Annotated in this window: 20 protein-coding genes; 12 read left to right on the top strand and 8 right to left on the bottom strand. The window is 67.8% G+C overall.

Annotation, left to right across the window (positions count from 1 at the left end):
* Positions 1-18 precede the first annotated feature (18 nt).
* Positions 19-462 carry a universal stress protein gene (locus A5733_RS00200; protein ID WP_003884746.1) on the top strand — a complete coding sequence of 148 codons (444 nt, stop codon included), beginning with the start codon at positions 19-21 and terminating at the stop codon, positions 460-462.
* A gap of 14 nt (positions 463-476) precedes the next feature.
* Here the strand turns inward: A5733_RS00200 and A5733_RS00205 are convergent, their stop codons facing one another.
* Complete coding sequence (locus A5733_RS00205; protein WP_076238617.1) at positions 477-1,160, bottom strand: MBL fold metallo-hydrolase; 684 nt, start codon at positions 1,158-1,160, stop codon at positions 477-479.
* 73 nt (positions 1,161-1,233) lie between these two features.
* On the opposite strand from A5733_RS00205, the gene uvrA reads away from it, so the two are divergent.
* On the top strand, positions 1,234-4,128 hold the full coding sequence (gene uvrA / locus A5733_RS00210) for an excinuclease ABC subunit UvrA (RefSeq protein WP_076238618.1): 2,895 nt from the start codon (positions 1,234-1,236) through the stop codon (positions 4,126-4,128).
* Here the strand turns inward: uvrA and A5733_RS00215 are convergent.
* On the bottom strand, positions 4,125-5,291 hold the full coding sequence (locus A5733_RS00215) for a winged helix DNA-binding domain-containing protein (protein WP_076238619.1): 1,167 nt from the start codon (positions 5,289-5,291) through the stop codon (positions 4,125-4,127). The genes uvrA and A5733_RS00215 overlap by 4 nt on opposite strands.
* Positions 5,292-5,294: 3 nt before the next feature.
* Positions 5,295-5,579 carry a hypothetical protein gene (locus A5733_RS00220; RefSeq protein WP_067767879.1) on the bottom strand — a complete coding sequence of 95 codons (285 nt, stop codon included), beginning with the start codon at positions 5,577-5,579 and terminating at the stop codon, positions 5,295-5,297.
* Between the two features lie 88 nt (positions 5,580-5,667).
* Between A5733_RS00220 and A5733_RS00225 the strand changes: the two genes are divergently transcribed.
* The 3 genes from A5733_RS00225 to A5733_RS00235 all read left to right on the top strand — a co-directional run bounded on the left by A5733_RS00225 (position 5,668) and on the right by A5733_RS00235 (position 9,178).
* Positions 5,668-6,171 (top strand): lipoprotein LpqH, encoded by a 504-nt coding sequence (locus A5733_RS00225; RefSeq protein ID WP_076238620.1) that lies wholly within the window; start codon positions 5,668-5,670, stop codon positions 6,169-6,171.
* A 68-nt stretch (positions 6,172-6,239) separates the two neighbouring features.
* Positions 6,240-7,976: a hypothetical protein gene (locus A5733_RS00230; RefSeq protein WP_076238645.1), complete on the top strand. Its 1,737-nt coding sequence runs from the start codon at positions 6,240-6,242 to the stop codon at positions 7,974-7,976.
* Positions 7,973-9,178 carry a CHAT domain-containing protein gene (locus tag A5733_RS00235; RefSeq protein WP_198938702.1) on the top strand — a complete coding sequence of 402 codons (1,206 nt, stop codon included), beginning with the start codon at positions 7,973-7,975 and terminating at the stop codon, positions 9,176-9,178. Before A5733_RS00230 ends, A5733_RS00235 begins: the two co-directional genes overlap by 4 nt.
* A 13-nt stretch (positions 9,179-9,191) precedes the next feature.
* On the opposite strand, the gene A5733_RS00240 is transcribed toward A5733_RS00235, so the two are convergent.
* Complete coding sequence (locus A5733_RS00240; protein ID WP_076238622.1) at positions 9,192-9,644, bottom strand: hypothetical protein; 453 nt, start codon at positions 9,642-9,644, stop codon at positions 9,192-9,194.
* 64 nt (positions 9,645-9,708) lie between these two features.
* On the opposite strand from A5733_RS00240, the gene A5733_RS00245 reads away from it, so the two are divergent.
* A complete protein-coding gene (locus A5733_RS00245; RefSeq protein ID WP_369830890.1) occupies positions 9,709-11,049 on the top strand; it encodes a hypothetical protein in 1,341 nt (446 codons plus the stop codon).
* Positions 11,046-12,128, top strand: a complete 1,083-nt coding sequence (locus tag A5733_RS00250) for a hypothetical protein (protein WP_076238623.1) — start codon at positions 11,046-11,048, stop codon at positions 12,126-12,128. Before A5733_RS00245 ends, A5733_RS00250 begins: the two co-directional genes overlap by 4 nt.
* 4 nt (positions 12,129-12,132) lie before the next feature.
* Here A5733_RS00250 and A5733_RS00255 read toward each other — a convergent pair whose 3' ends face one another.
* The 3 genes from A5733_RS00255 to A5733_RS00265 all read right to left on the bottom strand — a co-directional run bounded on the left by A5733_RS00255 (position 12,133) and on the right by A5733_RS00265 (position 17,296).
* Positions 12,133-13,494 carry an alpha/beta hydrolase family protein gene (locus tag A5733_RS00255; protein ID WP_083665912.1) on the bottom strand — a complete coding sequence of 454 codons (1,362 nt, stop codon included), beginning with the start codon at positions 13,492-13,494 and terminating at the stop codon, positions 12,133-12,135.
* A 47-nt stretch (positions 13,495-13,541) separates the two neighbouring features.
* Entirely contained in the window at positions 13,542-16,865 is a 3,324-nt protein-coding gene (gene lysX / locus A5733_RS00260) for a bifunctional lysylphosphatidylglycerol synthetase/lysine--tRNA ligase LysX (RefSeq protein WP_067767863.1), read from the bottom strand.
* Between the two features lie 68 nt (positions 16,866-16,933).
* A complete protein-coding gene (locus A5733_RS00265) occupies positions 16,934-17,296 on the bottom strand; it encodes a DUF1844 domain-containing protein (protein WP_067767860.1) in 363 nt (120 codons plus the stop codon).
* A 261-nt stretch (positions 17,297-17,557) separates the two neighbouring features.
* Between A5733_RS00265 and infC the strand changes: the two genes are divergently transcribed.
* The 5 genes from infC to A5733_RS00290 all read left to right on the top strand — a co-directional run bounded on the left by infC (position 17,558) and on the right by A5733_RS00290 (position 20,157).
* Positions 17,558-18,151, top strand: a complete 594-nt coding sequence (gene infC / locus A5733_RS00270; RefSeq protein ID WP_197508225.1) for a translation initiation factor IF-3 — start codon at positions 17,558-17,560, stop codon at positions 18,149-18,151.
* 29 nt (positions 18,152-18,180) lie between these two features.
* The gene (rpmI, locus tag A5733_RS00275) at positions 18,181-18,375 is read left to right on the top strand and encodes a 50S ribosomal protein L35 (protein ID WP_066898154.1); all 195 of its coding nucleotides are present in this window, start codon (positions 18,181-18,183) and stop codon (positions 18,373-18,375) included.
* A gap of 40 nt (positions 18,376-18,415) precedes the next feature.
* Positions 18,416-18,805, top strand: a complete 390-nt coding sequence (gene rplT / locus A5733_RS00280; protein WP_003885175.1) for a 50S ribosomal protein L20 — start codon at positions 18,416-18,418, stop codon at positions 18,803-18,805.
* A gap of 23 nt (positions 18,806-18,828) precedes the next feature.
* Complete coding sequence (locus A5733_RS00285; protein WP_076238624.1) at positions 18,829-19,575, top strand: RNA methyltransferase; 747 nt, start codon at positions 18,829-18,831, stop codon at positions 19,573-19,575.
* 132 nt (positions 19,576-19,707) lie between these two features.
* On the top strand, positions 19,708-20,157 hold the full coding sequence (locus A5733_RS00290; RefSeq protein WP_083665914.1) for a hemerythrin domain-containing protein: 450 nt from the start codon (positions 19,708-19,710) through the stop codon (positions 20,155-20,157).
* Here A5733_RS00290 and A5733_RS00295 read toward each other — a convergent pair.
* Positions 20,154-21,392 carry an acyl-CoA dehydrogenase family protein gene (locus A5733_RS00295; RefSeq protein ID WP_076238626.1) on the bottom strand — a complete coding sequence of 413 codons (1,239 nt, stop codon included), beginning with the start codon at positions 21,390-21,392 and terminating at the stop codon, positions 20,154-20,156. The genes A5733_RS00290 and A5733_RS00295 overlap by 4 nt on opposite strands.
* Positions 21,393-21,406 lie beyond the last annotated feature (14 nt).

Consider the following 21,406-nt stretch of genomic DNA (forward strand, 5'->3'; position numbering starts at 1 on the left):
GACAGTGGGAGGGTATTGATGAGCGCGTATCGAACCGTGGTGGTCGGCACGGACGGATCTGATTCGTCATTGCGTGCAGTCGACCGCGCCGGTCAGATTGCCGCCGGCTCGAATGCCAAGCTGATCGTGGCGACCGCCTACTTCCCCCAGAGCGAAGATCAGCGGGCCGCTGATGTGCTCAAGGACGAGGGCTACAAGATGGCCGGCAACGCGCCGATCTACGCCATCCTGCGTGAGGCGACGGACCGGGCCAAGGCCGCAGGTGCCACCGACATCGAAGAGCGCCCCGTGGTCGGCGCACCCGTCGATGCGCTCGTCGAGCTGGCCGAGGACGTCAAGGCGGATCTGCTGGTGGTCGGCAACGTCGGTTTGAGCACCATCGCCGGGCGTCTGCTCGGATCGGTGCCCGCGAACGTGGCACGCCGGTCCAAGACCGACGTGCTCATCGTCCACACCAGCTGAGCCGCCCCAGCCGGCTACCAGCCGCGTTCCCGCCACTCTCCGAGATGGGGACGCTCGGCGCCGAGCGTGGTGTCGTCGCCGTGGCCGGGATAGATCACCGTGCGGTCGTCGTAGACGTCGAACACTTTGGCACTGACGTCACCCAGTAGCCGCTCGAAGTCACCCGGTTGCCAGGTCTTGCCGACGCCGCCGGGAAACAAGCAGTCACCGGTGAACAGGTGCGTCACGCCGTCGGGTGCGGTCAGCGCCAAAGCGACGGATCCCTCGGTGTGCCCCTGTAGGTGGATCACGTCGAACGTGAGGTCGCCGATCTGCACGGTGTCCCCGTCGGCCAGGATGCGGTCGGGGGTCACCGGCAGCGGCTCGGCGTCCAGGGGGTGGGCGGCGGTCGGCGCGCCGGTGACCTTTGCCACAGACTCCAGGGCCTGCCAGTGGTCGAAATGCTGGTGGCTGGTCACGATCAGCGACACGTCCGGCGCGTGCTGTTCGATCACGTCCAACAGCACCTCGGCGTCGTTGGCCGCGTCGATCAGCAGCGTCTTTCCGGTAGAGGTGCAGGTCACCAGGTAGGCGTTGTTGTCCATCGGGCCGACCGACACCTTGATGATCGAGGCGTTCGGCAGGGTGCGCCGGGCGGCGGTCCGCGATTCGACGTGACCGGTATAGGTGTCGTCAACCGTGATGTGAGGGCTGGTCATAGCGTCACCGTAACCGGCTTGTCGGTGGGCGCACATAGCATGGGCGTGAAGTCTGTTTTCGGAAAGGAACCGCGTGGCTGACCGCCTGATCGTCAAGGGTGCCCGCGAGCACAATCTGCGAGGAGTCGACCTCGATCTGCCGCGCGATGCCCTGATCGTGTTCACCGGCCTGTCCGGGTCCGGCAAATCGTCGCTCGCCTTCGACACCATCTTCGCCGAAGGGCAGCGCCGGTACGTCGAGTCGCTGTCGGCGTACGCCCGGCAGTTTCTCGGTCAGATGGACAAGCCTGATGTCGACTTCATCGAGGGTCTGTCACCTGCGGTGTCGATCGATCAGAAGTCGACCAACCGCAACCCCCGCTCGACCGTCGGCACCATCACCGAGGTCTACGACTATCTGCGTCTGCTGTACGCCCGCGCCGGCACGCCGCACTGCCCGGTCTGTGGCGAGCGGATCGCCCGGCAGACCCCGCAGCAGATCGTCGACCAGGTACTGGCCATGGACGAGGGCCTGCGGTTCCAGGTGCTGGCGCCCGTGGTCCGCACCCGCAAGGGCGAGTTCGTCGACCTGTTCGAGAAGCTCAACACGCAGGGCTACAGCCGCGTGCGGGTCGATGGCGTGGTGCATCCGCTGACCGATCCGCCGAAGCTGAAGAAGCAGGAGAAGCACGACATCGAGGTGGTCGTCGACCGTCTGACGGTCAAGGCCAGCGCCAAGCAGCGGCTCACCGATTCGGTGGAGACCGCGCTGAACCTGGCCGACGGCATCGTGGTGCTGGAGTTCGTCGACCGTGAAGATGACCATCCGCACCGGGAGCAGCGCTTCTCCGAGAAGCTGGCCTGCCCCAACGGCCACCCGCTGGCCGTGGATGACCTGGAACCCCGGTCGTTCTCGTTCAACTCGCCCTACGGCGCCTGCCCGGAGTGCACCGGCCTGGGCATCCGTAAAGAGGTCGACCCGGAACTGGTAATCCCGGACCCGGAGCTCACCTTGGCCGAAGGCGCGATCGCGCCGTGGGCGGTGGGACAGAGCGCCGAGTACTTCACCCGGATGCTGTCCGGCCTCGGTGAGGAGATGGGGTTCGACGTCAACACCCCGTGGAAGAAGCTGCCGGCCAAGGCGCGGCGGGCGATCCTGGAGGGCTGCGACCACCAGGTGCACGTCCGCTACAAGAATCGCTACGGGCGTACCCGGTCCTACTACGCCGATTTCGAGGGCGTGATGGCGTTCCTGCAGCGCCGCATGGAGCAGACCGACTCGGAGCAGATGAAGGAACGCTACGAGGGCTTCATGCGCGACATCCCGTGCCCGGAATGCAACGGCACGCGCCTCAAGCCCGAGATCCTCGCGGTGACGATGGCGGCGGGGGACTTCGGCGCGAAATCCATCGCCGAAGTCGCTGAACTGTCGATCGCGGACTGCGCCGATTTCTTGAATGCACTGACCTTGGGGCATCGCGAGCAGGCCATCGCCGGGCAGGTGCTCAAGGAGATCCAGTCGCGGCTCGGGTTCCTGCTCGACGTCGGGTTGGACTACCTGTCGCTGTCTCGGGCGGCCGCGACGCTGTCCGGTGGGGAGGCACAACGCATCCGGCTGGCCACCCAGATCGGCTCCGGCCTGGTCGGCGTGCTGTACGTGCTCGACGAGCCGTCGATCGGTCTGCACCAGCGCGACAACCGCCGGCTGATCGACACCCTGGTGCGCCTGCGCGACCTGGGCAACACCCTGATCGTCGTCGAGCACGACCTCGACACGATCGCCCATGCCGACTGGGTGGTCGACATCGGCCCGGCAGCCGGTGAGCACGGCGGCCGGATCGTGCACAGCGGCACCTATCAGGATCTGCTGACGAATCCCGAATCCATCACGGGTGCTTACCTTTCCGGTAAGGAGAGCATCGAGGTGCCGGCGATGCGGCGGCCCACCGACAAACGCCGCCAGGTCACCGTGGTGGGTGCGCGGGAGAACAACCTCAAGGAGATCGACGTCGCGTTCCCGCTCGGCGTGCTGACCTCCGTCACCGGTGTCTCCGGCTCGGGTAAGTCGACTCTGGTCAACGACATCCTGGCCGCGGTGATGGCCAACAAGCTCAACGGCGCGCGCCAGGTGCCCGGCCGGCACACCCGGGTCAACGGTCTCGATCAGTTGGACAAGTTGGTCCGCGTCGACCAATCGCCGATCGGCCGCACGCCGCGGTCCAACCCGGCCACCTACACCGGGGTGTTCGACAAGATCCGGTCACTGTTCGCGGCCACCACCGAGGCCAAGGTTCGCGGCTATCAGCCGGGCCGGTTCTCGTTCAACGTCAAGGGCGGCCGGTGTGAGGCCTGCTCCGGTGACGGCACCATCAAGATCGAGATGAACTTCCTGCCCGACGTGTACGTGCCGTGTGAGGTGTGCCAGGGCGCGCGGTACAACCGGGAGACCCTTGAGGTTCATTACAAGGGCAAGACCATCGCCGAGGTGCTCGACATGTCGATCGAAGACGCCACCGAGTTCTTCGAGCCGATCAGCTCGATCCACCGCTACCTCAAGACCCTCGTCGATGTCGGGTTGGGTTACGTGCGGCTGGGGCAGCCGGCGCCGACGCTGTCCGGCGGTGAGGCGCAGCGCGTCAAGCTGGCTGCCGAGCTGCAGAAGCGCTCCACCGGGCGCACGGTGTACATCCTCGACGAACCCACCACCGGCCTGCATTTCGAGGACATCCGCAAACTGCTCAAGGTGATCAACGGGCTTGTCGACAAAGGCAATACGGTGATCGTGATCGAGCACAACCTCGACGTGATCAAGACCTCGGACTGGATTGTCGACATGGGTCCCGAAGGCGGGGCCGGCGGCGGCACCGTCGTCGCCCAGGGCACGCCGGAGGACGTCGCGGCGGACCCGGCCAGCTACACCGGAAAATTCCTGGCCGAGCTGATCGATGTGCCGGCACCGAAAGCCAAGCGGCGCAAGGTCAGCGCCTAGACCGGCCGCTTCGACAAGGGCGACGGGAACCGCGGGCTGACGCGTACTCCGGCCAGCCAGTCGGTGAGTGCGTCGGCGCGCTCCTGCAGCGCCCGGGTGCCGTCGCGTCCGATCTCTTCCAGCAGATGCAGTTGGATGCGTCCGTCGGCGTCCTGGCCCCAACCGCCGACGATCCGCCCGTTCCACCATGCGGTGGGGCCGGCGTTGCCGTTGCGGTCGAACACCTGGCCGCGGTGCTCCCCGAGGTACCAATCCCGGTCGAACCACCCCATGGTGGTGACGTCCAGGCCCGGGAGCAGGGCCGCCCAGGGCTCAGCCTCGGGTTCGACGTCGAGATCGTCGGGCAGCACGTAGCCCGGGGCGCCGTCCAGATCCACCTCGACGGCACCGATATCGCGCAGGGCGTGCCGGGCCCAGGTCAGGGTGTTTCCGAACCACCATTTGACGTCGGTGACCGTCGCCGGGCCAAACGTCCGTAACCAGGTGCGGACCAGTTCGGCGCGGGCATGACCGGGTTCGGCAGCCGGCAACGGCGCCCCGAGCCAGTCGGCGGTGAGCGTCCATCGGGGCCGTGAGGTGTTCCAGCCGCCGTCATTGGGACCACGCACGATTTCACCGCGGACCCCGAGAACTGTCAGAACCCTTGGCCCCAACGGGGTTTCGCCGCCCCAGCGTTTGCCGGGCGCGGGGTCGTGGCGGCCGGCCAACTCCGGCAGCGCGGCGCGCAGGTCCTTGGCGCTGGTGGGGCCGTTCTGTTCGAGGTGGTCGAGCACCGCCGCGCATGCGGTGTCCAGCCATGTGCGGCCATCCGGTGCGACACCGGCCTTCTCCACATCACCGCTGAGTTTGCGCTGTTCGTTGCCGGCCACCCGATCGCTGGCAGCGGCCTGCACCAGCGCCAGGTCCTCGGCGTGCACGATCCACAATGTGCGTCGCATCGCCAGATGTTTGACCGCCGAGCGCTTTTCGTAGAGTGCCGTGTTCAGATCTGGCACACCGAACCCGGGCATCCGCGCCCACAGAGACAGGTAGGGGGTCGACGGGTCGGTCGCGTGTAGACCTACGAAGGCGGCCGTTGCGGCATCGATCGACTCGGCCGGTCGGCTCAGGAAATGGCGCCGGGCCAACCGCGCGCGACGCTCGGCCAAGGTGAATGAGCGCACGGGTCAGGCGTCGCCCTGCTCGTGCATCGACTCACGGATCTTCTGCAACCGCTCGGCCGCCGCCTGCTGACGCTTCTCGTACTGCTCCTCGACCGAACGGCCCTCAGGTGTCTCGGCCGCCAGCTCCGAGGCGCCCAATGCGGTGCCGAATCGGGTCTCGATCTTCTCCCGCACGGCGTCGAACGTCGGCACCCCGGCCGGTGTGTAACCGGTCTCGGTTTCCTGCGGCACCTCCGGCTGCGTGGGTTCCTTGCTCACAACACCCACGGTACCTGGGCGAACCGACATTTCTTGGGATCGGTAGCGATCGGTCCGATCTTGACTCAAGACACGACGGAGCCAACGGGGCGACGCGAAAGAAGCGAAGGGGAAGCACATGAATCGAGTCATCGCAGCCGCCATGGGAATGCTGGCCACCGGTGCGGTGCTGGTCGGCTGCTCGGACGAGAAGCCGACGGACACCTCCGAGAAGCCTGCCGCCGCAGCAGACCAATCCGCCGGTGACGCGAAGGTCAGCAGCGGAGGCACCACCGTGGTGAAGGTCGACGGCAAGGACCTGGCCGGGCTCGACCTCAACTCCGTCACCTGCGTCAAGCAGGGCGGCAAGATCAACGTGGGCAGCGCCGCGATCGGCGGGCAGCAGGGCCTGGGGGTGGTGATGACCGACGAGGCCACTCCGAAGGTCGAATCGTTGGGCCTCGTCTACGACGGCAGCGCGCTCGCGGTCAGCGAGGCCATGGGCGCCAAGGTCGGCTCGGCAGAGGTCAAGGTGGACGGTGACACCTACACCATCACCGGCGAGGCCTCGGGCGCGGACATGGCCAACCCGATGGCCGGGATGATCAACAAGCCGTTCACCATCACGGTGAGCTGCAGCTGAGCCATCCGGAAACCGCCGACAGCGGCGGGCGTCTCGTCGACGCCCGCCGTTTTCCTATGATGCGTGGTGTGACGATCGTGGAGGAGCTGGGCCGCGCTCGTCACCTCGCGTTGGCCGCCGACGAGCAAGCCGCACACGATCTGTTGGCGGCGCTCATGCCCCGCATCGAAGAGGCCGACCGCGACGACTTCGCCCTCGAGGCGTTCGCCCAACTCAGCGAGATGTACCTCGTGCGCAGCGCCTATGACGGTGTAGCCGAAGGCATTCAACGCATCGACGACTGCCTGGCCATCTACACCGCGATCCGGGCCGAAACCATGCCGGAAGCGGCAGACCAGGTCACCCTGTCCGATGCCGAGGTCGACCGGATGATCTGCCGCTACGGCCGGCGCGCCGAATTCCTGCGAGCCGGGCTGGCGGCGGCGCGAGGCGAACACGAGCAGGCCGCGGCGCATCTACAGACCTTGACCGAAATGGCGCCCGGGCCATCGGATCTCGACGACGAACACCGGCGCTTGGTGTGCCGCGCCCGCATCCTGGTTGCCGACGGTCTGTGTGACGACGATCTGTACGCCGCATCGGCCCCACTGTGGGATGCGGTCACCGAATCGTTGACCGCCGTCGCTGCGGCGGGTGTCGACGCCGAGGACGATCACCTGTTCGTCACCGGCGCCCTCGGTTACGGCCGCTTCTGCGTGGAATCCGGACGGCTCGACGAAGCCCAGCCGTGGCTGCGCCGGGCCGCCGCGCGGGCCGAGGCCCGCGGCTGGGCGCTGTCGCGGGCCCGGGCCCAACTGGAACAGGCCGCGGCCTGCTGGACGGCCGCCGAATACAGCGACACCCAGGACCTGGTCACCAAGGCCTACCCGGTGATCGCCGAGCATGCCAGGGCCCACGACGTTTCTCGAAGCTGGCTGTACTTCGGCCTGATCCGGTTGGGGGTCGGCGCGCTGCGCGAGGCCGACCAGTGCTGGGAGTATGCCGAGCGGCACTGGCGGGAGTTGGGCAAACCCCAACATATCCATCGGATCCTGTTGCAGCGCAGTTGGATCTCGGTGTTCCGCGGGGCTTTCGACGACGCCGCGGCGATGGTGGCCGAGGCCCGCGAACTGCTGGACTCCGCACCGCGGCACAGCTGGTTGCAGTACGCCCGGCTCGACGCCCACCTGGGCAACATCTGGCGGGCCCGGGCGCTGGCCGAGATGGGGTTCGACGGCCTGGGCCGCCCGGACCAGAGCTGGGAAGAGGTCGAGGCCACCCACGCTTCCGGCAAGGGGGTGTTCAACTGCCGGCCCGGCAGCAAGAAGTACCGCAGCGGCATGGCGATGTTGGAGCGGGCCGCTGATCTCAAGGTGCCCGCGGCGCTCGCGGTGGACTCAGTGCGCTACACGATCGTCGACGCAGGCGCCCGGATGCGTTGGGCCAGTTGCGTCTCGGCGCCGATGCTGGCCGGCGCATTCGCCGTGGCCTGGGAGTGGGACAACGCCGAACTGGTCTCCGAACTGGTCGAATATCACAGCGCCAGAGGGACATTCAGTTCCGAACCGACGGCGCAGCAGGCGGCAGACTGGGCCGACACGGCCACCGCGCCGGTCCCGGTGGAGGCGGAACTGGTCCCTGAACTGGCGGTGGCGGCGGCAGCGCCCGCGCCTGGTGCGGGAGGGCTGACCAGGCTGGGCCCGCTGCCGCCGCTGCGCATGGACCCGCAGGCCGCCCCGATCCTGACTCGATACCGCGAACTGGCCTGGGAGCGCTATGGCCGGATCGTCACCTCACCGGAGCCGGAATGGACGACCTGGCCATGACCGCAACCCTGGTGCTGCGCTTCGCCGATGTCGGCATCGTGACCTACGCCAGTCTGCGCGTGGTGGGGGAGCCTTCCCGATCGGTCACGTGGGTGCTCGAAGAACCGGAACTGCAGACGCTCTACGACGCGCTGGACCTGGCGCTACCTGACCCTCGCGACACGGAATCCCCGGCCGACGCCATCGAAAGGTCGCTCACTGCAGGGCCTTTCGCTGACCCGAAGAGCGAGCTGAAGTGGGCCGGCGATCTGGGGGCCCGGCTGATCGGGAGGGACGCCTGGAATCTGCTGGCCGACTACGTGGCCTCCCCGCGCGCCGCATTGTTCGTCACCCCGAGTCCGAAACTGGCCCGGGTGCCCTGGGGCCAGCTGGTCATGCCCGACCGCCATCGATTCCGGTTGATGGAGCTGGTCGATGTGCTGATGGCGGTGCCACCCAACATCGTGCACGCACCCCGCATCACCGCCAACTGGTCGGCGCGGCGAGAGGAGCCCGCGGCGCTGGTCCTCGACCCGCGGATCCCCGGGCAGCGTCCCGATTCGGCCTTCGGCTCGGTACTGGGCCGTCCCTCGCCCGAGACCGCGCTGGCGCGCCATTTCGCGCCGCTGGTGGAAACCGGCCGGGTGCGGCCCGACGTGACCGCGTCCGTAGAACTGTTCCGGCGCACCGATATCGACCGGCACTGGCTGGCGACGGTCTGTGCCGAGACCCCGGCCCGGCTCCTCTACGTCGGACACGCCAGCGCAGCCGAGGGCGGTGTCGGACATGCTGACCGGGCGGCGCTGCACCTCGCCGAAGACCGCGCCCTGAGTGCGGCCGACATCATCGCGGCCGGGCTTGCCGTCCCGCCGCGTGTGGCGCTGCTGGCCTGTGCGTCCGGCGGAGACTACCGGTTCGACGAGGCCACGGGCCTGGTGGCGGCGATGGTTCTGGGCGGGGCCCAGCTGGTCACCGCGACGCTGTGGCCACTGCCCACCACGGCCGGATACCGCCGGTTCGTCTCGGGTGCAACGGATCCGGCGCACGATCCGATGGGGGAGACGGTGGTCGGTGTGGACCTGGCCCACCGCGAGGACGAGGCGGGACGCGCCGTCAACCGTTGGCAGCGCGCCCAGATGCGGCGTTGGCGTGAGGGGGATCTCCGTGCCAGTCCGCTCTATTGGGCTGCGCTGGCCACGTTCACCGTCGACGGCGCCCGCTGATCAGACCGGTCGATCACACCGGCGCAACGCAGACCGCGACGGTGCATTCATCCCCGGGCCGGTAATACGCGTCGACCACACTGCCCGGAGACAGCTTCGGCAGCGCCGAGACCGGAATCAACGTCCGCTGCCGCACCGGGAACTGGCCTCCACCACACCGGCTGACCATCAGGTCGAGCTCGACCTCGTGGTGGTCTTCGCAGATCGTCCCGGTGGTGCGCATCCCGGTGACGATCCCGCGGGACCGGGTGCCGGTGCGGATCAAGGCGAGCTGAGCGGCAGTCATCAGGCCCTTGCGGATCAGCATGTGGTCGAATTCGGCTGCCAGCTCGGCGAGTGTGGCCAGACGCTCGCCGGTCTCGTCGTCCGTCGTGCGACAACGGGTGCGGGGCGCGGCGGTCAACGCGGCGCCGAGGGCGCCGCCGCACAGTAACCACAGGACGGTGAGCAGCACGGCGTCGGTCATCTCATCAGGCTGCGGCCGACCGGCGGCTACCGAACCCAACTTCGGCCCCTCTATCGTAGGGTCGGTGAGCATCGGGTCCGAGACGGCGGGGGCGCAGGCCGCCGCGAATCCGGGCCTGAACTTGCCGGCACCGCGCCGCGCCGTGATCGATCGGGCCTGGCGTGCAATCGGCCCGGGAGTCGAGGTGTTCAGCGCCGGCGACGGCGGGCCGCTGCGCCGGACCGTCAAACGCATCATCGATCCACTGGTGCTCCGGCTGCGCAGCAACACGCACTTCTCGGCACCGGTGCTGGCGCCGGAGACAGCCGCCGAGCTGCATGAGCAGATGATGCGCTGCGCGCCGCAATTGCGTGCTGCCGCAGCGTGGTTCACCGAGCTCAAAGCACAGCGCCGGCGGTTGCGCATCACCAGCGGCAACGCTCAAGAGCTGTACTTCCCGGTGTGTTTCGAACTTGCGGTGACCCGTGGCGCCCCGGCATCCGACAAAGGCGAGGTGGCCGCCGAGGTGCTGGCCGAGCTGCACCACGGCCGGGACCGGACCGCCATCGAGTCGCTCAACCGGTACGTGGCCGACCCGCGGGTCCTCGATCGGTTGCGTCGCCAGTTGGAGCGCAGCTGGGATGACGTCGTCGCCTCCGATGCCATCACCGACCCGTTCTTCGCCGGGCTGGCGACCGTGCTGGGCCCTGCCGACAGCCACCGTGCCGAGGCCGCCCGGCAGCGGGTGTGGTCGGCGCTGGTGGCCGACGCCACCCCGTACAACCTCGGCGCGCGGGCGCGACGGTCGGACGCGGAGCTGCCGTTCTCGATCGTCGAGGCAGGGTTGAGTTCGGCACTGCCGCAACGGCCCCCGGCGATCACCGGTCCGGCCGAAAGCGACCGCCCGCTGGACCGCAGCGTGGTGGACCGGGTGCGGGCCACGTTGCGGCGGGCACTGGACCGCGACGAACTGCCCGACATCCCGTTGCTGTGCGACGAGGAGGTGGACCGGGCCTGCGCACCGTGGGGTCTGCTCGCCGAGGACAAACAGGCCGGCCTGCTGGCCGGAATCGAAGTCGCCCGGGATCTTCATCCGCTCGACGCCGCGAGGACGGGACGTTACCAACTGTCGGCTCGTATCCAGGCCCGGCTGGCCAAGGAGGCCTACGTGTTGCACGCGCGTCGCTATGCGTCCGAGGGCGGCCCCATCCATCCCCGCCAACGGCAGGTCCTCGCGGATCTGACGGGCTTCGCCCGGCCCTATCTGAGCCGGCTCTGGGCACGTCTGCATGGCCGCGACGTGTGGCAGGAATCCTGCGCGGATGTCGACGAGCTTCGGTCACTGCTGGAAGGGGTGGCCAGATCGGTCAGCCTCGACCACCGACAGCAGATCAAATCGATGCTGGAAACGCAGGTGGCACCGTGAGATTGGTTGCCGACGGCGGTCTGTGGAGCACCGGTCCGCTCAACCTCCCAGCACCGTTGGTCGCCGTCCTCGAAGTCAGCGGCGCCGTGCTGTCCTGGGCGGTCGACGGTGACGCCACCGACCCGCCGTCGATCACATTCACCAACCCGGCCCGCGCGGACTGGCTGTGGCGCGTGCTCGGCGAGGCCGGCCATGTCGCCGTCCTGGAGACCGTGCGTCATCGCGAACCGGGGGAACCGGTCGACCTGCCCCGTGTCGACGCGCTACCGGGTGCCACGACTGCGTTGCGGCGGTTAGCCTTTGGGCACTGGCTTCGGCGATGGTGGCCGGCCAGCGACCGCGACGGCATCGCGACGCTGGATCGCTGCCTACTCGACGCCGAGGTGGCCCTGCTGACGGTAGCGGCCGAGGAATACTTCACCGACGACACCCTGGATTCCGATGCCGCCGGGCTCTTGGCACCCCAGCTGACGGCACTGAACATCCGTGCCGCAGAAGGAGACCCGAGGGTGGTGGCGCTGATCGACGACTGCCGCGAGCTGGCCGCCGACATCGGGCTGGATTGGCCAGATGTCACCGCGGCCACACCTCGGCGCGACGACTTTGCGTTGGCCGCCGGCCGCGGCGAACCATCGCCTGCGGCAGACCGGATCGCCGGCGGCGTGGCGTCGGTCGAATGGGCGGCGGTGCCGCCGGGCATGTTCGACGCCGCCGAGAACACGATCGAGTGGTCGGTGAACGCCGGTGCCGAGGCGGTGGTGCAGGTCGCGCTCGCCGGCCCAAATTCTCCGTCGGGCATCGCCGTGCAACTGCACGGTGGCGGCCCCGTCGGCTCCGGGGTCCTCGACGCCGCCGGCCGCGCCGTACTGCCGTTACACGATCCGAATGGTCAGCGTCTCAATGAGACTCAGGTATGGAACCAGGACTGGTCACAGACCACCGCGCAGGTTGGCGCGGTACACGTGGCAGAATCGGCCGAGACCCGGCACCGGGTGCGCGCGCTGGCCCGGGCCAGGCTTGCGGCGCCGCCCGAGGACGCCTTTCTGGCCGAGGTGTTCGCGGCCGAATCCGACTACTGAGCCCCTACTTCGCCGCGGTCTGGATGAAGGCCGGTGAGGCCGACGACTGTGGTAATCCGACCGCCGGTACCTCTGGAGTGTCGATGGCGCCGGCCAGCCACGGCAGGGCCATGGCGAACGCGTGGCTGGCGAACGGCCAGTCGTGGGTGCCCTGTTGGGTCACCACCGCGCACGCGATGCCGTGCTTCGACCCGAGCGCACACAAGGCGTTGGCCGCCTTGGCCTGATCGTTGACCTGGCTGCCGGGTTTGGCGGCCGAGGACGTGTCGTTGACGTCGAACCAGCCCGCTGTCTGCGAGTACTGACCGTGCCGGTTGATCACCGTGGCCGGGTCGAAGGCGTCCCACGCCGCGGCGTTCCCGCCGAACAACCGGTCGATCGTCTGCGCCTTGGTTCCCGAGTTCGGGCCGATGTCACCGGCGATGTCGACGAACGCGCTGAACAACTCGGGATGCATGACGGCCAGATCCACCGCGCACGTGCCGCCCATCGACCAGCCCACGATGCCCCAGTTGGCGGACGCTGGACTGACCCCGTAATGGCTGTTCAGGTACGGCACAACGTCTTTGGTGAGGTGATCGGCCGAGTTGCCGCGTTTGCCGTTGACGCATTCGGTGTCGTTGTTGAAGGTGCCGCCGGGGTCGACGAACGCCAGAACCGGGGCGTAGCCGTGGTGGGTGGCGGCGAAGTCGTCCATGGTCTTGATCACGTTGCCGGCCCGCATCCAGTCGGCCGGGGTGTTGAACTCACCGCCGATCATCATGACCGTCGGCAAATGCGGAGCGGGGTTGGCGGCGAACCACGCCGGCGGCAGGTAGACATACTCGCCTCGGTGCCGGAAACCCGATGCGGTGCTGGGAATCTCGACTGGGACCACGGTGCCCCTGGCCGGCACCCGGCCTTGACGCTGCATGGCGGTCACGGTCACCTGATCGGTCTGATCGGGCAGCGGACCGGCGGTCAACTGGTTCCACGCGGTCTGCACCCACGGGAAGTAACCCACCCAGAGGTTGACTGCCAAGGCCACGCACAGCAACGTCAACGGCACCGCCAGCACCGCGCTGCCGCGGCGCCACCATCGGCTGCCGCGCCAGCCGGCGAGCAGGATCACCACGGCCGCACCGGCCAATCCGATCCACACCCACAGGGACCGTGGTGCGGGATTGCCGGCCAGCCCCTCCGACTCGATATACCAGTTGGTGCCCGCCACCAGAACGCCACCGACCGCGGCCGCCAACGGCAACCAGATCAGCGCCCAACGGCGGGTGCGATAGCCGATCGCGGCGATCAGCACCACGGCGGTGACGGCTTGGACACTGGTCGGGACCCAGCCGTGCATCAACGACAGGTGGTGGGTGAACGTCACAGCAATATCGTCGTCGCCGATTCTTGTGATCGGCTGTGAAGTACCTGCTAACGCGGCTTTGCCAGCGGGAACGGCAAGGTTTCGCGGATGCTGCGTCCGGTGATCATCATGACCACGCGGTCCACGCCCATGCCGAGGCCTCCCGTCGGCGGCATCGCATACTCCATGGCCTGGAGGAAGTCCTCGTCGAGTTCCATCGCCTCAGGGTCGCCGCCGGCGGCCAGCAACGACTGCTCTTGCAATCGGCGGCGCTGTTCGACCGGGTCGGTCAGCTCGCTGTAGGCGGTTCCGAGCTCCACACCCCAGGCCACCAGATCCCAGCGTTCGGCGACGCCGGGGATGCTGCGGTGCGGCCGGGTCAACGGCGATACCGAGGTGGGGAAGTCCTTGTAGAAGGTGGGTTCTGTGGTGCGGTCCTCGACCAGGTGCTCGTACATCTCCAGCACCACCGCGCCGGCGTCCCAGTGGGTCAGGTAGGGGATGCGGGCCGAATCGCACAGCCGACGCAGCGTGGCCAGGTCGGTGTCGACGGTGATGTGCTCGCCGAGGGCCTCCGAGACGGCGTCGTGCACGGTCTTGACGGCCCAGGTGCCAGAGATGTCGACCGGCTCGAGAACACCGTCGGCCCGTGGCCGTTGGAAGACCTGGGCGCCGTTGGCGGCCGCCGCCGCGTTCTGGATCAGCTCACGGCAGCCGTCGATCCACACGGTGTAGTCGGCGTGCGCCTGGTAGGCCTCCAACAGGGTGAACTCGGGGTTGTGGCTGAAGTCGACGCCCTCGTTGCGGAACGCACGGCCCAGCTCGAAGACGCGTTCGACGCCACCCACGCACAACCGCTTGAGGTAGAGCTCCGGGGCGATCCGCAGATACAGATCCAGGTCGTAGGCGTTGATGTGGGTCAGGAACGGCCGGGCGTTGGCCCCGCCGTGGATCTGCTGCAGGATCGGCGTCTCGACCTCCAGGAAACCCTTGGCGTACAACGTTTCCCGGATGGCGTGCAGGGCGCCGCTGCGGGCCCGGATCAGCTCACGAGCCTCGGTGTTGACCGCGAGGTCGACGTAGCGGGCCCGGACACGGGCCTCCTGGTCGGTCAGGCCCTTCCACTTGTCAGGCAGCGGGCGCAGGCACTTGCCGATCAGCCGCCAGCCATCCACCAACAGCGAGTGAGTGCCGGTGCGGCTGCGGCCCATCGCGCCGCTCACCTCGATCAGATCGCCCAGATCGATGGTCGAGGTGAAATCGGCGGTCGTGGCGCTGCTGAGCCGGCCGTTGTCGAGTAGCAGCTGAACTTCGCCCGACCAGTCGCGCAGTTCGGCGAAGAGCACCCCGCCGTAATCGCGAACCCGCAGGATCCGCCCGGCCACGGTGACACCGGTACCGTCCGCCGAATCCAGGGCGGCTGCGACCGTGTGGCTGGGGGCCTGCCCCACCGGGTAGGCGTCCACGCCGCCGGCCTGCAACTGGCGCAGTTTGGCCATCCGCACGCGGACCTGCTCGGGCAGTCGGGGCTGACCATTGCCGTCGGCAGCCTCGGTCGCCAGTCCACTGAGGTCCGGGGCGCTGCCGTCGTGGTGCAACCGGCCGGATTGCAGCAGACCCGCCGGGGCCGCGACATGGTCGCCGGTGTGCTGACGGTTGCGCCGCGAGAACGGCAGGACCAGAAAGCCTTCGGCGATGACGGAGGCCACCCCGACCCGCGGGATCAGCCGGGCGTCCTCATAGCAGGCGTAGCGGGGTACCCATTCGGGTTGGTACTTCATGTTCGAGCGGTACAGCGTCTCCAACTGCCACCAGCGGGAGAAGAACACCAGCAGGGCCCGCCAGAGCCGGGCCACCGGACCCGCGCCCAGCTGTGCGCCCTGCTGGAATGCCGATCGGAACATCGCGAAGTTCAACGAAATGCGGCTGATCCCAAACCCTTCGGACTGCAGACACAGTTCGCTGACCATCAGTTCGATGGTGCCGTTGGGTGATTGGGGGGAGCGGCGCATGACGTCGAGCGAGACGCCGTTGGTCCCCCACGGTACGAGGGAGAGCAAGGCCACCACGTTCTCGGCGTCCCCGTCGGCCTGCACTGCCTCGACCAACAGGCAGTCACCGTCGGCGGGATCGCCGAGCCGGCCCAGTGCCATCGAGAACCCGCGTTCGGTCTCGGTGTCGCGCCACGCGTCGGCCCGCTCGATGACCTCGGCCATCGCTGCTTCGTCGAGCTCGCGGTGGCGGCGGATCCGTACCGAGGTGCCGGCCCGCCGCGCCCGGGTGACGGCCTGACGTACGGCGCGCATGTCGGGCCCGGACAACCGGAAGTTGTCCGGGTACAGGATCGCCTCGTCTCCGAGTTGCAGCGCGTTCAGACCGGCCGCCCGGAACGCCTCGGCGGCAGCCGAACTGGCGCCCATCACCCCTGGCGCCCAGCCGTAGGTCTGGCACAACTGCAACCAGGCGGCAATGGCGTGCGGCCACGCCTTCGGGTCACCCACCGGGTCGCCACTGGCCAGACAGACGCCGACCTCGACGCGGTAGGTGATCGCGGCGCGTCCGTTGGGGGCGAACACCACCGACTTGTCGCGGCGGGTGGCGAAGTAGCCCAACGAATCGTTCTTGCCGTAGAGCTCGAGCAGACCCCGGATTGCCGATTCGTCCTCGCCGGTGAGCGCATTGGACGCGCGCTGGGACTGGAACAGCACCACCGCGGCCGCCATCAACGCCAGGGCACCGAACAAACCGAAGATGGCGTTGAGGAACGGGTGGGAGTACCCCTCGAACACATCGGTCGGAACCGTGGCGAAGCCGCTGACCCGGTTGACCGCGTACAGCAGCCGCCAGTCCGGCGGCAGCGTGCCGGGGAACAACTCCAGCAGCCCCCAGGCGGCCAGGATGCCGACCGCCATTCCCGCGATCAAAACCACGGCCGATTTGACCAGTGCGCCCCGGCGCACCTTGGCCCAGAACTCGTTGCGGGCCAACACCAGGAGCGCGATCGCGGCCACGTGGAAGACCAACCCGATGACCTCGCCGACGTCTTCGGCGACTGGGTCGCCGCCGGTGGCGAGATCGCCGACGTTCCAGCCGATCGCTCCGACGAAGTACAGCACCAGGATCCACCAGGCGATCCGCTTGCGCGCGGCCAGCGCCGCGGCCAACAGCGCCAGCACGAATGCCCAGGAGAAGCTGGTGTCGGGGAAGTTGAAGATGTAGTCGTTGACGAATTCTCGCGGTACCTGGATCAACCAGCGCACCGTCTGGGACACGCTGGCGATCAGCGACAGCGTCGCGATGATCCCGACGGTCCAGCCGGCGGCCGTGGGGACCCAGGAGAACCTCGACACCGGCTGCGTCGGGGTCCGGTGCCCGCGATTGAGAACGGTCATACGCCCGGAGAATAGGCGGTCAACCCGTCAATTGGGCTGAGCGCGCGCACAGACGCTGCCCGGGCGGGTTACCAGACCGGCCCGGTGTACTTCTCGCCCGGTCCTTTGCCCGGCTCTTCGGGCGCCACGCTGGCTTCGCGGAACGCCAGCTGCAGGCTCTTGAGGCCGTCGCGCACCGGGCCCGCGTGGGGTCCCAGAAATTCGGCCGAGGCGGTCACCAACCCGGCCAGTGCGGTGATGAGGCGGCGGGCCTCGTCGAGGTCGCGGTGCGGGCTATCCTCGGGGTCCTCGGCGGACAGACCGATCTTCTCCGCCGCGGCGCTCATCAACATGACCGCCGCCCGGGTGATCACTTCGACGGCGGGAATCTCGGCCAGGTCACGCACGACCTGCGACGTCGCGTCGTCGGGCGTTTCAGTTGGATCGGTCATGCCTGCTAGACTGTCATGCGCGACCGTCCCGGCACATGTCAGGGACAGCAAGTGGAGTCCCACTCCCACCGTTGGCCACAAGGTACAACGGTCCGGTCGCCGGTGTCCTCGGGCACCGGTTCTGCGTTCCACCATGGTGACGCAGGCGGCGCAAGCCGTGATCGGTCGGCATTGGGCCCTGCTTCGAGCAGGGCTTTTCTGTTCTACGGGCAGAAGTGCAGATGGGCGGGTCTCCTCAGCAGACCCAACATAGGAGGCCCCATCAGCACTGAGACCCGCGTCAACGAGCGCATTCGTGTACCAGAAGTCCGCCTGATCGGACCAGGCGGCGAGCAGGTAGGCATTGTGCGCATCGAAGACGCTCTCCGCGTCGCCGCGGATGCCGATCTCGACCTTGTCGAAGTAGCTCCCAACGCCAGACCGCCGGTCTGCAAGATCATGGACTACGGCAAGTTCAAGTACGAGACGGCTCTCAAGGAGCGCGAGTCTCGCAAAAACCAGCAGCAGACCGTCGTCAAGGAACAGAAGCTGCGTCCCAAGATCGACGATCACGACTACGAGACGAAGAAGGGCCATGTGGTCCGCTTCCTCGAAGCCGGATCCAAGGTCAAGGTGACCATCATGTTCCGTGGTCGTGAGCAGTCCCGGCCCGAACTCGGGTACCGGTTGTTGCAACGGTTGGGCGCAGACGTGGCCGAATACGGCTTCGTCGAGACGTCCGCCAAGCAGGACGGCCGCAACATGACGATGGTGCTGGCCCCGCACCGCGGCGCGAAGACTCGCGCCAAGGCGGCGGAGCAGGCCGAGCGCCCGGGCGGGCAGCAGGCCGACACCCAAGAACCAGACGTCACGTAGAGCTAGTTTCACAAGAGAACTGAGGATTCATGCCCAAGGCGAAGACCCACAGCGGTGCCTCCAAGCGGTTCCGCAAGACCGGGACCGGAAAGATCGTGCGGCAGAAGGCGAACCGTCGCCACTTGCTGGAGCACAAGCCCACCAAGCGCACCCGCCGGCTCGACGGCCGCACCGTGGTGGCAGCCAACGACACCAAGCGTGTCAACAAGTTGCTCAACGGCTAGACCTGCCGCTCCCTGTACCGACCGAGAATAGGAACATCCCATGGCACGCGTGAAGCGCGCACTCAACGCCCAGAAGAAGCGGCGTACCGTACTCAAGGCCTCGAAGGGCTACCGCGGTCAGCGGTCGCGGCTCTACCGCAAGGCCAAGGAGCAGCAGCTCCACTCGCTGACCTACGCCTACCGCGACCGTCGCGCCCGCAAGGGTGAGTTCCGCAAGCTGTGGATCTCGCGCATCAACGCCGCGGCCCGCGCCAACGACATCACCTACAACCGCCTGATCCAGGGGTTGAAGGCCGCCGGCGTCGAGGTCGACCGCAAGAACCTGGCCGAGATCGCCGTGAGTGACGCCGCCGCGTTCACCGCGCTGGTCGAGGTTGCCAAGGCCGCGCTCCCCGAGGATGTCAATGCGCCCTCCGGAGAGGCCGCCTGACGCTCACCGAGCGTTCTGCCCGGGTGGTGGCTGCGGTCAAACTGCAGCGCCACATCGGGCGCCGCCGCGCCGCACGTTTCCTTGCCGAGGGTCCCAACCTCGTCGAAGCCGCGTTGCGGCGCGGACTCGTTTCCGAGGTGTTCGCGACCGAGGCCGCGCTGGATCGGTTCGGTGGGCTGCTGGCCGACGCTCCGGTGCAGTTGGTCACCGAGCGTGCGGCGAAAGCCTTGTCCGACACCGTGACTCCGGTCGGCCTGGTGGCCGTGTGCCGGCTGCCCGAGATCACCCTCGACGAGGTGCTGGATGCCGCACCCCGGTTGGTCGCGGTGCCCGTGCAGATCTCGGAACCGGGCAACGCCGGTACCTTGATCCGCACCGCCGACGCGATGGGTGCCGATGCGGTGGTGCTGGCCGGCAACAGCGTCGACCCCTACAACAGCAAGTGCCTGCGGGCGTCGGCCGGCAGCATCTTCTCGCTGCCGGTGATCAGTGCGCCCGACGAGGCGGCCGTCGTGGCGCAGCTGCAGGCCGCCGGGTTACAGGTGCTGGCCACCACGATCGACGGCGAGGCCAGCCTCGATCACGTCGACCTCACGCCGCCCACGGCCTGGCTGTTCGGCCCCGAAGCCCACGGCCTGCCAACCGAATTGGCCACCGCGGCCGATCACCGGGTGCACATTCCGATGCCCGGGCAGTCCGAAAGCCTCAACATCGCCTCGGCCGCGTCGATCTGCCTGTATGAGAGCGCGCGCGCTCACCGCGCCGACTAGCCCGACGGGTTGGCACCGCGTCTGAAGCGCTGTGGCGATTTTCGGCCCGGTTTTCCGCCACAGCGCTTCACGCGTGGAGCAATACGGTCGGTTTAAGGTCGAGCCATGTGCCAATACTGCGGATGCCGGGACATGCCGCTGCTGCGGGATTACATCGCCGAACATGAACGGTCCGTCGACCATGGCCGCGAAGCTGTACGCGCCCTGGACCGCGGTGAGCTGGACGTGGCCGCACAGCGTCTGACGGCGATGTTCGACGAGTTGCGCGCCCACTGGCAGGGCGAGGAGAACGGACTGTTCGCGGTGATGCACTCCGACGAACTCTATGCCCAGCACATCGACCCGCTGGTGGCCGAACATCGCGAGCTGGCCGCATTTCTCGAGGTCGTCGATCTGACCGACCCCGACCACCAGGCGAGGGTTCGGGCGGAGATCGAGGAGCTCTACGTCCACATCGCCAAAGAAGAAGACGGGCTGTTTCCGGCGGCGCTCACCGCGCTCGACGGTGACGACTGGGATGCCGCGATGGCCGGGTGGCGCGCGGCGCACCCGGGTCGCGAAATGATCCAGGGACAGCCCTAACTGAGCAGACCCCGCGCCACGTGGGTGATCTGTACCTCGTTGCTGCCGGCATAGATCATCAGTGACTTGGCGTCGCGGGCCAGCTGTTCCACGCGGTACTCGGTCATGTAGCCGTTGCCGCCGAACAGCTGCACGGCTTCCATCGCCACGTCGGTGGCGGCCTGCGAGCAGTACCACTTGATGGCCGACGCCTCGGCCAGCGAGATCGGCGCCCCCTTCTCGGCCGATTCGATGACGCGGAACAGCATGTTGCGCACGTTCATCCGGGCCACTTCCATGTTGGCGAGCTTGAGCTGGATCAGCTGGAACTGGCTGATCTCCTGGCCCCACAGGGTGCGGTTCTTGGCGTAGTCCACGCTCAGGCGCAGGCATTCCTCGATCACGCCGAGTGCCATTGCGGCCACCCCGATGCGCTCGGCCGAGAAGTTCGACCGCGCGCTGGCCCGGCCTTCGTCGGCTCCGTCGTCGGACCCTTCGGTCTCGCCGAGCAGTCGGTCCCGGCCCAGACGGACGTTGTTGAAGAACAGCTCGCCGGTACGTGATGAGTGAATGCCCATCTTGCGGAACGGCTTCGACTGCACGAAGCCCTCCATGCCCCGGTCGAGGACGAAGGTAAGCACCTTGCGGTTGCGTTTGTCGGCGCCGTCGCCTTCGTCCAATTTGGCGTAGACCACCACGACGTCGGCGTCGGGCCCGTTGGTGATGAAGGTCTTCTGGCCGTTGAGGATGTAATCGTCCCCATCACGGGTGACATAGGACTTCATGCCGCCGAAGGCGTCCGAGCCCGAATCGGGCTCGGTGATCGCCCACGCGCCGATCTTCTCGTAGGTCACCAGACCGGGCAGCCAGCGTTCCTGCTGGGCCAGGGTGCCGCGGCTCTGGATGGTCGACACGGTCAGGCCGAGGCTGACGCCCAAGCCGGTGACCAGGCCCATCGACACCCGGCACAGTTCGCTGATCAGGACGAATCCCATACCCGGCGAGCTGCTGCCGCCGAACATCCCGCCACGGGCGCCCGAGGGTTTGGTGTCGCCGCTGCGCAGCTTCTCCAGCCGCTTGTCCAGCGATTCCTTGGCCATGCTGTCGATGCCGAACGTGGAGAACAACTTTCGCACGATCGGGTACGGCTCCATGTCGCCGCTCTCGAGCTCGTCGAGATGGGGCCGGATCTCCTTGTCCACGAACTCGCGAACTGCGTCCCGGACAGCGATGTCTACGTCAGACCAATCAAGCATCTCGACAGCTTAGA

The sequence above is a fragment of the Mycobacterium sp. NS-7484 genome (genome assembly GCF_001953975.1).
Classification (GTDB): Bacteria; Actinomycetota; Actinomycetes; order Mycobacteriales; family Mycobacteriaceae; genus Mycobacterium.